At 65.9% G+C, this 11894-nt stretch carries 6 protein-coding genes; 4 read left to right on the forward strand and 2 right to left on the reverse strand.

Going from position 1 to position 11894, the window contains the following annotated elements; translation table 11 throughout:
- Nucleotides 1–77: 77 nt before the first annotated feature.
- Together QTI05_RS20455 and QTI05_RS20460 are read right to left on the reverse strand one after the other, a co-directional pair.
- Nucleotides 78–1877 carry an FAD-dependent oxidoreductase gene (locus QTI05_RS20455; RefSeq protein WP_286620594.1) on the reverse strand — a complete coding sequence of 600 codons (1800 nt, stop codon included), beginning with the start codon at nt 1875–1877 and terminating at the stop codon, nt 78–80.
- A gap of 126 nt (nt 1878–2003) precedes the next feature.
- Nucleotides 2004–2903: a peptidoglycan-binding domain-containing protein gene (locus QTI05_RS20460; protein WP_286620597.1), complete on the reverse strand. Its 900-nt coding sequence runs from the start codon at nt 2901–2903 to the stop codon at nt 2004–2006.
- Nucleotides 2904–3103: 200 nt separating this feature from the next.
- Between QTI05_RS20460 and QTI05_RS20465 the strand changes: the two genes are divergently transcribed.
- The 4 genes from QTI05_RS20465 to QTI05_RS20480 all read left to right on the forward strand — a co-directional run bounded on the left by QTI05_RS20465 (nt 3104) and on the right by QTI05_RS20480 (nt 11887).
- The gene (locus QTI05_RS20465) at nt 3104–4309 is read left to right on the forward strand and encodes a lipase family protein (protein ID WP_286620599.1); all 1206 of its coding nucleotides are present in this window, start codon (nt 3104–3106) and stop codon (nt 4307–4309) included.
- Entirely contained in the window at nt 4306–6351 is a 2046-nt protein-coding gene (locus tag QTI05_RS20470) for a VMAP-C domain-containing protein (RefSeq protein WP_286620601.1), read from the forward strand. The genes QTI05_RS20465 and QTI05_RS20470 overlap by 4 nt, the downstream gene beginning before the upstream one ends.
- Nucleotides 6352–6458: 107 nt before the next feature.
- Complete coding sequence (locus QTI05_RS20475; RefSeq protein ID WP_286620603.1) at nt 6459–7406, forward strand: AAA family ATPase; 948 nt, start codon at nt 6459–6461, stop codon at nt 7404–7406.
- Nucleotides 7407–7426: 20 nt separating this feature from the next.
- Nucleotides 7427–11887 (forward strand): SAV_2336 N-terminal domain-related protein, encoded by a 4461-nt coding sequence (locus QTI05_RS20480; RefSeq protein ID WP_286620604.1) that lies wholly within the window; start codon nt 7427–7429, stop codon nt 11885–11887.
- Nucleotides 11888–11894: the final 7 nt, after the last annotated feature.

Raw genomic sequence — 11894 nt, forward strand, 5'->3', positions numbered from 1 at the left:
TCATTGGTGCACCCTTGGCGCTACGCGCCTTCCCGCCAAGCGGGAGCGAGCTTGCTTGGGGCGGCCCGGCGCGGCGCTCATTGCGCCACCCCCTGCCCCGCCGGCGTCATCTTCAGCAGGAATTTCTGCATGTCCCAGGCGCCCGTGGGGCAGCGCTCGGCGCACAGGCCGCAGTGCAGGCAGACGTCTTCGTCCTTGACCATCACCCGGCCCGTCTTGAGCCCGCCGGACACATACAGGTCCTGCGCCAGATTCAGCGCCGGCGCCTTGAGGCGACTGCGTAATTCAGCCTCTTCGCCGTTGGCGGTGAAGCTGATGCAGTCCATCGGGCAGATGTCCACGCAGGCATCGCATTCGATGCAGGCGGCCTCGACGAACACGGTCTGCACGTCGCAGTTCAGGCAACGCTCGGCCTCCTTGAAGGCGGTTGCGGCGTCGAAGCCCAGTTCCACCTCGACGCGGATGCTGGCCAGCGCCGTCTCGGCCTTGGCCCAGGGCACCTTGTAGCGCAGGTCGTTCGAGGTGTCGTTGTCGTAGCTCCACTCGTGGATGCCCATCTTCTGCGACACCAGGTTGGTCATGGGCGCCGGGCGAACGTAGACCGGCTCGGCACGCAGCAGCTTGTCGATGGAGACCGCAGCCTCATGACCATGGGCCACGGCCGTGATGATGTTCTTGGGGCCGAAGGCCGCATCGCCGCCGAAGAACACGTTGGGCACCGTCGACTGGAAGGTGTTCTTGTCGAGCGTCGGCAGCCCCCCCTTGTCGAAGCCGAGGCCGCAGTCGCGCTCGATCCAGGGGAAGGCGTTTTCCTGTCCCACCGCGACCAACACGTCGTCGCATTCGAAGTACGCGTCCGGCTCGCCCGTGGACACCAGCGTGCGGCGGCCGTGCTCGTCGTACTCGGCCCGGACGATCTCGAAGCGCATGCCCAGCAGCTTGCCCTGCTCGTGGACGAAGGCCTTGGGCACGTGGAAGTTGATGATCGGAATGCCTTCGTGCTGGGCGTCCTCCTTCTCCCAGGGCGAGGCCTTCATTTCCTCGAAGCCGCTGCGCACGATCACCTTCACGTCAGTGCCGCCCAGACGGCGGGCCGATCGGCAGCAGTCCATTGCCGTGTTGCCGCCGCCCAGCACGATCACGCGCTGGCCGATGCTGCTGACGTGGCCGAAGGAAACGGAATTGAGCCAGTCGATGCCGATGTGGATGTGGGCCGCCGCTTCCTTGCGGCCGGGCGCATCGAGGTCACGTCCGCGCGGCGCGCCGCAGCCGACGAAGATCGCGTCCCACCCCTCGGCCATCAACGCCTTCATCGAGCCGATGCGCTCGCCGCTGCGGAATTCGACGCCCAGATCCAGGATGTAGCCGGTCTCCTCGTCGATCACCGATTCCGGCAGGCGAAAGCGCGGTATCTGCGTGCGGATGAAACCGCCGGCCTTGGCTTCGCCGTCGAACACCGTCACTTCGTAGCCCAGCGGCGCCAGGTCGCGCGCGACGGTGAGCGAGGCCGGCCCCGCGCCGACGCAGGCCACACGCTTGCCGTTCTTCGGCGCGAGCTTCGGCATGCGTGCGCGCACGTCGTCCTTCATGTCGGCCGCCACGCGCTTGAGCCGGCAGATCGCCACGGGTTCAGGATGCTGGGCGTTGCTTTCCTCCACCCGCCCGCGCCGGCAGGCCGGCTCGCACGGCCGGTCGCAGGTGCGCCCGAGAATGCCTGGAAAGACGTTGGAGACCCAGTTGATCATGTAGGCGTCGCTGTAGCGGCGCTGCGCGATCATGCGGATGTATTCAGGGACGGGCGTGTGCGCCGGGCAGGCGTACTGGCAATCGACGACCTTGTGGAAATAGGCCGGGTTGGCAATGTCGGTTCGCTGCAATGCGTGTCTCCTGACAGTCGCCCGGAACCCCGGAGGGGCCGGCGAGCGGCTCTGCCACCAGTATGCGCCGCACCGGCGGGTGGCAAACCTTGGTGGAATCCCGCAGCGGCCCAGGCGCCCCGCATGTCATCGCATGGATTCCGCGGGCAACACCGAGGTCATGAACCGGTAGCTGTGATTGACCAGGTAGCGCGGGTCCGACTTGCACAGCGCCATGAACTGGCGGTGCCCGTTTCGCGTGCGTCCTACCAGGCAGCCCGCGCTGGCGGTGCGCACGTCCTCGCGGCTGAAATCGAAGCCCCAGTGTTGGTTGATGCCGAACATGCCCGTAAAGGTCTTGTCGCCGACCGGATCAAAATCCTCATTGCCGTCGCGCGTGATCTTGATGGGCAGCGTCTGCACCAGTGCCTCGTGCGCGCTCGGGCTGCCGGCCTTGTGGATGCCGATCGACCATGACTTGTACTGGCCCGCGACGATGTGCGCGGCGCCTTCGGCGTGGAGCTTCTTGGTTCGCACATAGAACGTTCCCGGTTCTGTCGTGGCCTCCCAGGCTGCCTCGACACTCGGGATGCCGTCCGCGCGAACGCGGATCGCCAGCCGGACATCCTCGAACTTGTTGTGCATGTTGGCGTTGGGCGTGCCATCGGCATCGGTTCCATCGACGTACACGATGTTGATGCAGCCCGGATGGCGGCAGACCCAGTCGCCGCGCGCCGTCGCCGCGCGTACCACCCGGCCCGCAAAGTCATCGCCGGGCTTCAATGGGTACGGCGAAGGCTGTGGCGGTTCCAGGATTGCCCGGGCCTCTCTTGCCCCGAACGACGTTCCCGCGCTGACGCCCGTCGTGCGCTCGAGGAAAGCCCCGAGCGCCCATGCTGAAACCGGGCCGAAGCTCCCATCCGCAGGGGGATCCAGAAGACCGAACTCACTGAGCCGGTTCTGGAGCTGCAACGTCAGCGCCACGTCTGCACCAATGGCTGGAATGGGCATCGCTTGGGTACCTGAGGCAACTTCTTCCAATGTCATGGGAAGCTCCTTTCGTGGGGACTGCCACAGTAGGCGCGTGCGGCGCGAGCGTCCATCCTCCGAACGGCTGTATGTCAATCGCCGGCTCGCGGCTCCCCCAAAAGGGGGAGGCAGCGCAATCGCCAAGGCAAGGGGCGCGAGCTAACATTCACGCCCGAAGCAGGGGGCAGCGATCAGGTCGACGGAACGGGGAGTTCGCCATGGCAACTTTGCTTTTCGTGCACGGGACGGGCGTCCGGGGCGATACCTACGATCTCTGCTTCCAGGCGATGGCGGAACAGGTCAAAAAGCACCTGCCCGGCGTCACGCTCGCGCCATGCCTCTGGGGTGACAGCCTGGGCGCCACCCTTGCAAATGACGGGTTGTCCGTCCCCACCTACGACGCGAACCTGCCCGACCCCGGCGCGGGCGAACGAGAGGTGCGCGAGCGCGAAGATGTGCGCTGGGGGCTGCTCTATCGGGATCCGCTCTATGAGCTGCGCTCCATGGCTGCGCTGCGATCGGCCGAAGAAGCCGACCAGACCGGGGAAGCCGCTGCCGCTGCTGCACCGTCGCCGAAAGGGGTTCTCAAGCAACTGCGCAACCTTCAATTGTCGGATCGCGTCCAGCAAGAGCTTGCTCGCACAAAACATGACCCGGCCGTCCAGATCGACAGGGCGGTGCGGCTGCTCGACGCCCCGGTCTTCGAGGACGCGCTGGCGGCACGCGCCATGTCCGCCCCGGCCGTCTGGCGCCCTGCGGTCGGCCGCGCCTTCGTGGCGGCATGGATGCATGCAGCAACCAACTCGGAACTTCCCGTCATCTCGGGCGAACTGCGCGACGAGCTGTATGCCGAAGTCGTGATCGAGCTCGGCGGCGCGCCCAAGGCGATCTCGGACGCACTGGGCGACATGTTCCTCGGGCTTGCATCATGGGTTGCAACGCCGATCGCACGCCGCAAGCGTACGGTTCTCACCGATGCGACCTTTCCGGCAGCGGCTGACGTCCTGCTGTACCAGGTCCGCGGAAAGCGGCTGCGCGACTTCATTGCGGCCCGGCTGACGCACCTGGCGCCGCCGGTCTACATCCTGGCTCACAGCCTGGGCGGAATTGCCTCGTTCGAACTGCTGGCCGAAGGCAGCGAGACGCGCGTCGCCGGACTGATCACGGCCGGATCGCAGGCGCCCTTTCTCTACGAGATGGATGCATTGGCAACGCTGCGCCAAGGCGCCAAGCTTCCCGACAGCTTTCCACCCTGGCTCAACTTCTACGACCTCAACGACATGCTCAGCTATGTCGGCTCGGGCATCTTTCCCAAGCGCATCCGCGACGTCGAGCTCAGCAGCCGTCAGCCGTTTCCGCAGTCGCACAGCTCCTACTGGTCCGACCAGAAACTCTGGCGCGAGATCAAGGCCTTCATGGCATGACCCCGGTCAGCGATCCCAAGCGCGCGTTCGCCGTCATCGTTGCGGTGGAGAAGAGCGGCATCCTGCCGTCGGACCCGCTTCTGGGGCCGGTCGCGGACGCCATCCGGGTCTTCGAGTGGGCCGTCAAATGTGGCGTGGACCCGTCCCGCATCCGCTTGTTCGTCTCTGCCAAGTCCGGCAGCGAAAATCTGCTCGCCGACTGGGACGCGCACCACCCCAAGGCAATCCGCGCTGCCGCGACGGAGGTGGCCATCAGGGACTTCTTCGCGAAAGAGCTGCCCAAGTTTGTTCCAAAGGACGGCGATGGGCTGCTGCTGGTCGCCTGGTCCGGCCACGGACTGATCGACCAACGCGCCGAGCGGCGCTCCCGCCTGCTGTTCTATGAGGATTCCGCAGCCCGCGTGCCGATCCACTGCGACGTCACTTCCCTGATGCAACTGCTCAAGGAGCGTGACTTCGCCGGCTTCCGCCAGCAGATTCTGGTGGTCGACGCCTGCGCTACGTACTCAGGCAGCCAGTTCGGCGGGCAGTCATTGGGGCCGTCGACCAACTTTGGCCGCAGGAACAATCCGGACGTGAACATCCTGCAATTGGCGCTGATGGCTGCATCGCCCGGCGAGACCGCGTACACGGAGGCCGCGAAACCCGGCGCGACCGAGACAGCCGGGTCCAAGTGCATGAACCGCCTGCTCGACCAGTTGACCGGCGCGGCAGCCCAAAAGCCCTGGCCGAACTTCCAGGCAGCGTTCAGTGCGACCCGGAAATCCTTCTTCGGCGACGAGCAGATGCCAGTGAGCTTTGCCATCGGCTCACCGGACGACCTGACCGACGACGATGGCATCGTGCTGACCAGAACACGGACGACGCAACTTGCGCGGGAAATCAACAAGCTTCAAGTCGACATCACGACGCTTCGGGCGTGTTTTTCTGCGGCGTTGCAGGTCAGCACCCTTGCCGAGACGCACGAGTGGGCGCTGCGGAACGGGCTGGCTGAAATGATTGAACTGTTGGGCGAGACGGCGCACCTGCCCGGGCAACCCGACGCGCTCGAGCGTTTCGCGTTGGAAGTCGCTGCACGAACGAAGTCCGAACCGATCCGCGCGGGAGTGGTCACATGGCTCGGCCGAAGCCTTGGCGCAGACATCATCCAGAGCGAACTCGATCGGCGCCGCAACGAACTCGCAGCGCCACGCTCGAGCATCTGCTTCCTGCTGGTCGACGAGTGCGCCCCAGCCGCGGGCGAAGGCGCCTCGACGCTGCAGGGATGGTTGTTCATCGGCAAGAGCTCCGTGCCGATCTTCCTGGTGGACGACGACGAAGAGCCAGATGCGCAAACCGAAGCGACCCGGGCCGAGGCGCTGGGCTCGCTGATCGGGCTCGCGATCTCGCACGCCAACAGCGCCGGGATCGCGCGGCCGTTCTTCATTCTCGAGTTCGCCCTGCCGCTGGCACGGATCGACGAGGATGTCGAAACGCAGCTTTTCGACGATGGCATGAGCCGCGTTCCGGTCGGGCAGCGCTACGCGGTCGTCAGGCGGATTGCGGATCGGATGCGTGCCTTGCAGCGGGCGCAGAGCCGCCAGGGCCGGAAGTTTCTGCCAGCCCTCGATGCATGGAAACGCGCCGCCGAATTTCTGAAGCAGCGCTTCAGCGTTCACGGCCTTCGGTTGGTGTGGATGGAGCCTGAGCATCTTCACCGCGGTGATCTGGCGTTGAACTTCGAGAACAACCCCACGGGATCCTGCGTCGGATTGGCCATGGCGGTGGTGGACGGAACCCTGACCGAGAGTGCACGCCAAAGCCTCATGGGTGGCGCAGTTCCGTTCGCGTGCTGGCCCCGCGCCCCCTGGACAGAAATCGACAGGCAAACATGGGAGGCAGACATGGCAAATTGCGCCGACGACGCGGCCCTGGAAAAAGTCTTCACATTGAAGCGGACGCAGGGCGCGAAACATCCTTCCGCAGGCCTTTCCATTCTGTGGGATGACCCATCACACGATCCGTATGCGCAACAACTCGGCGCGAAGGGGGCTGCACCATGACGAAGGTAGACGACTGGAAAATCTTCCTTGGCACTCGCAAGCCACACCATCGCATCGACAAGCTCCCTGCACCACCCGCATGGCGGCCCTTCCGGGTGAACGAGCCAGTGCGCGAGCGCGACATACCGCTGGCGCGCAGCCTGCCCCCCTCGATGCAGCAGCGCGGCAGAACGTTCCAGTCGACGCCCGAGATCCTGGAAATCGTGAACGCGGCGCTCTACCTGCGCCGGCCGCTGCTGGTGACGGGGAAGCCCGGGAGCGGAAAGTCGTCCCTGATCGATGCAGTCGCCTATGAACTGAATCTGGGAGAGCCGCTTCGCTGGGCCGTGACTTCGCGCAGCGTGCTGCGCGATGCCCTCTACGTCTACGATGCGGTCGGCCGGCTGCAGGAGCAGCAGCGGCGCGACAAGGTGGCTCCCGCGACCCCGGCAGCCGCTGCTGCTGCGAACCGGGATCTTCCGATCACGAACTTCCTCCGGCTCGGCCCTCTGGGCACTGCGCTGCTGCCAACCGACCGGCCCCGCGCCCTTCTGGTCGACGAGCTCGACAAGGCCGATCTCGACCTTCCGAACGACCTCCTGAACATTCTGGAGGAAGGCGAGTTCGAGATTCCGGAACTGGCGCGCCTTAGCGCCGAGTCCGGCTCGGAGGTCGTCGAGGTGCGCACTCACCGAGGGCACCCGGGCGATACCTATCCGGTTGTCGGCGGCATCGTGCGCACCAAGCAGTTTCCGTTCATGGTCTTCACCAGCAACGGCGAGCGGGAGTTTCCGCAGGCGTTCCTGCGCCGGTGCCTGCGGCTCGACATGCCGGATCCATGCGGCAGCGAAGAACGTCTCACCAGCATCGTGGAAGCGCACATGTCGGAGTTCTTCGCACCCCCTACCCTTGCTGCGGTGAAGGATCGCATCCGCGAGTTCGTGGAACGCGCCCAGAAGGAATCGCTTGCGACCGACCAACTGCTGAACGCCATCTTCCTCATCGTCGGGAAACACGGCGTGCCTGAAGAAGAGAAGAACGCCCTGATGCGTTCCATCACCCGCTCGCTGGCCTAAAGCCCTGTGGGGATCCAGTCATGCGCGAGGTCATCAAGGCTCTGCGGGCGGCGTCCCTGGCCGATGACGTCGACCACCTGATGGACGCGCTTTGGCTGGTTCAGCATCTGACACCAGTCGACCCGGATTCCATCCCCGACCGCGCCACACTGCAACCGGAACTGAAGGCTCCAGCGATGGCCCGGTTCGCGCCGGATGGGTTGGTGTCTGGCGAGCCACCGCCTCCCCCTCCGGGCGACTTGGAGGAGGTCGTCTTGCCCGGCCGAACCCCCACTCAGCCATCCGGCGGCCTCTACGCTGCCGGCGGAGGCAGCGGCAGCGGGCGTGCAAGCGCCGTCCGGGTGGCGGGCGTCCCGGCCCTGCGTGACGCGTTGGGCCTGGCCCGCGCCCTGCGCCCGCTCGGCCGGCGACTCCCGTCCCGGCGATCGAGCCGGCTCGATGAGGACCTTACTGTCGAACGTTTTGCGGAAACGGGCGCCCTCGTGCCTTGCTACGTGCCGCGGCGCGAGCCGGTTTTCGATGTCCTGTTCCTGGTCGAACAAACGCCGACGCTGCCGTTGTGGAGCAGCGTGGTTGACGAACTGGCGGTTCTTCTGTCGCGCCGCATCGGTTTGCGTTCGTTCCGTCGTTTCGAACTGTCTGCTTCGCCCGAAGGGCTGGTTGCGCGGGGGCGATCCGTGCGGGCAGCCCCTCCGAAGCGACTGCTCGAAGGCGACAAGCCGCTGGCGCTGCTGGTGAGCGACGGCACGTCCGCGGCGTGGCGCGATGGCACGATGGCCAGCACATTCGCAGCGCTGGGTGCGGACGCATCGGTCGCACTCGTTCAACTGCTTCCGGAGCGGCTGTGGGGCAACACGGCGCTGGGGAGCGCGGACTGGCTCGTGTCATCGCCATCGATGGGCGCGGTCAACAAGGATCTGCGCAGCGTGCAGCCAGCCTGGATGGCAGACGAGCCGCCTGGCGTGCTGGTGCCGACGATCGGGCTGCGACCGCAGCCGGTCGCGCGCTGGGCACGCATGCTCTCGGGTCGCGCAGATGCCCGCAGCCCCGCGGGAATGGTCTGGGTTGCGGCTGTTGACGAAGGGCAGCCATCGGACCCCACCCTGCAATCCCGCAACGCCACGCCGGAGCAACTGGTGTCACGCCTGCGCAGCATGGCAGGGCCCCGCGTGCTGCAGGCAGCGGTCTATCTCTCCGCGGCCGCGCCATTGACCTTGCCGGTCGTCCGGCTGATCCAGCGCATCATGTTGCCGCATGCCCCGAGTGAGGATCTGCCTTTGCTGCTGCTCAGCGGCCTGCTGAACCGGAGCAACGTCGCCGGGTCTGCCGCACGCGACGACGTCCATTTCGAGTTTCCGGATGGCGTCAGGGAACTGCTCCAGCGATCCCTGCTCAGGGGCGACGTGGAACGTGTCAGGGCCGCGGTGACTGCCTATATCTCCGAACGGGTGGGGATGGCCGTCAGCTTCTCCGCACTGGTGGGTGATGCCGAAGGGGACACGCCGTTGCCCGATTGGGCCCAACCGTTCGCCGAAATCAGCAGGCGCCTGGACTGGCTCTTTTCCCCCGACCCGGGCGACGAAGGCCGCCGACGCATCGCAGAAGAAGGGGTCGCGCCGGGGGTCACGATCCGCGCAAGACTGGCCATGGAAGAGTTCGTCATGGCCGTCTCCTACGCGCCGGACGGCGTTCGGCTGGCGGTGCGCAGCCTGTCGGGCGTGACCTTCTTTTCGGTGGCGCGAACCGCCTCGCTGTCGGAACGGCCTGCGCGCGAGCGCGTGACGCTGGCGCGCAGTGCCGACATCCTGTTCATCAAGGGCTGGGGGGTCGATGAGCTGCTGCAGGAGCGGGTCATCAGCAGCACCCGCGCGCTGCTGGCAAGTCACTTCAGCGGCGAGTGGGAGGCGCGCTTCCACAGCTGCGTCCGCCCGCTCCCCGGCGAACGCAGCTCCGCCGCGGAGATCCGTTCGGTCGCCCGTCTCATCCGCCACACTTCGTCGATCGTCTGTCTGCTCGGCGACGAGAGTTTTCGCAGCTCGTCGTGGTTGCGCACGCTTCGACGCGAGCTCGACGACGATCAGGCCACACCGGTTTTCATGTTCGAAGCGACCCATACCGGCTCGGAGCCAGATGGTGTGGATGATTGGTCGCTCAGGACGCTTCCCCAAGAAACGGTTCGCAGCGTTCGAGGCAACGCGCCATTCGTCGCAGCCAGGCTGGTGCTCGCAATCCGGCAGAACGCCTCGCGATGGCTTCCCGAGATGCCCTTCGACGGCGCCACCGCAGGCATGGCGTGGTTGCCGTCGACCTCTGCCAACCCCAACCCGCGATTTCTGGCATTGAATGCCGAAACCCGGCAACTCGTCGTCGAGGGAAGTCCGACGCCACACGGCGTGGTGCCGTCGGACCTGGGAGTGCGCGCTGAAACCCTGCACGTGAACGCTGCCGGCGACGCGATTGCAGTCACGGGCAACGGCAGGGTGTGCTGGACTGAAACCCCCGGCCGGCCCGACGACCCGGCGTCCTTCGAAGGCAGCGGAAGTCCGGCATTCGCATGGGATCCCACCGGAGTCCACTTCGCGCTGGCGTGGCTGGACGGGCCAGCCAGCATTCAGGATGCGCGCCTGCTCGAGGATGCGTACACAACTTCGCACCCGCTCGAATCGGGGAATCCATCGCTGGCATGGCGCCCGGACGGCAAAGTGCTGGCATTCGGTCGCGACACGCAGCTGATGCTCGTCGACGTCAGTGCCCGCACCGAAGGGCTGCATGACCTGCCGCATGTCGTGGAATCGCTCGCATGGTCGAGAGACGGAAGCTACCTGGCCTGCGGCATGGTGGACGGCGACGTCCGGCTTTGGCGTTGTTCAGCCGATCTGCCACCGTCGCTCAGCCAGGTCGCGGCATGGCGCGCGGGCCCGCCGAACTCCGACAGCTGGGTTTCCCTTGCTTTCTCTTCGATGCCGCTCGATGACGCGTTCGAGGAACTGTGCGTCGGCTACGGCGACGAAGTCCAGCTGCTGCGCATTGATCCAGCCGGGCTCGCGACAAAGGTGCCCGAACCGGGCCCGGACATCTCCGCCGAGCCGGAGGGCCTGTGGCTGGAGGCCGCCTTGTCGGTGCTGCAGTCCATGGCGCTGGCTTTTCACGTGCGGCAACTGGCGACGGCCACGCAATCACTCGACCGGCAGGCTCTGGGTGCATTTCTGGGTGTCGAGACAGGCGAACCACGCGCCATGCTGAATCACCTGATGTTCATGACCGAATGGGTTTTTGCGGGGCCCGTCAGCGAGGTATTGATCACCGGCGAAGACCCGGTTCTCGGTGGCTCGCCCGAGGCCGATGCCGAGATGTTCAAAAAACACATGGACAGCTGGCAGGCGGAGATCGAGTCGCCCAAACGGTCATCACGCGGTCTTGCACGGGAAAGCGCGTGGCTTCTGACCATCTTCGACCGGATCGAGGCAGGAGACCCGGGTTTGCTGGAAGCGATCGGCGGTTCACGCCTCGAGCGCTACATCGACCTGCACAGGGGGATCTGGCAGCAAATGGAGACCGATCCCGGATGGCGCGACGCCGAAAGCCCGCCCTCCGCCGAGGCCCTGGAACTGGCGGCCGATCTGCTGCCCCGGCTGCAGCGCGTCTCGACTGACCATCGGGTCACGCGCTACTGCAGCAGCTTCTACGAGTATTTCGGCAGTCAGGGTCTTTGTGAATTTGCCCGCTGCAGCGACTACGCCAGCTATCTCGAGCGCTTCGTGACATTCTGGAAAGATCTCAGCACCCGGCTCTTCGAGCGGGCCGAGGGCCTGCAGACCGGAACCCTGATCGCCATGCGCTACACCGTCCCGAAGTCTCACCTCGAACTGGTTCAGAGCACGCTGGCCTTGCAAGATGATGCGATGCAGATCGGGGAGCTTTCCAGCCACTCGCCCGACGGGCAACCGCAGCATTCCTGGGCGGTCGGCCCGCAGGCCTATTGCATGCTCATCGAAGCATTGGGGCGCACCGTTGTCGATGCGGTGCGGCTGAGGCTTCGCCAGCCGCCGCGGCGTCCGCTGGTTCTTTGGGTCGACGACCAGCCCCAGAACAATGAGAGGGAGCGCAAGGATCTGGAGCGTCGCGGCATCCAGATCGAGACAGCGGTATCGACGGAGCAAGCGCTGGAAATGCTCGGTGGCAAAGGCTATGAGCTGGTCATCTCGGACATGGGCCGACCACCCGACCGCCGTGCCGGCTACACCTTGCTGGACGCCTTGCGCAAGGCCGGCAACCCGATCCCGTTCGTCATCTTTTCTGCGGATCAGCGTCCCGAGCATGACCAGGAGGCTGTTGCGCGCGGCGCCTTGGGCTCGACGGAATACGTCACCGCCTTGACGGGAATGTTGATGAGAACGCTGAGGGCAAGCACGCGGCGTGCGCCACCGGCAGCCGGCGCCGCCGCGATGCCGGAAAGCGGGGCCTTGCCCGACGCCGCGTGACCGGTTT

Source organism: Variovorax fucosicus (genome assembly GCF_030316825.1).
Taxonomy (GTDB): domain Bacteria; phylum Pseudomonadota; class Gammaproteobacteria; order Burkholderiales; family Burkholderiaceae_C; genus Variovorax; species Variovorax fucosicus.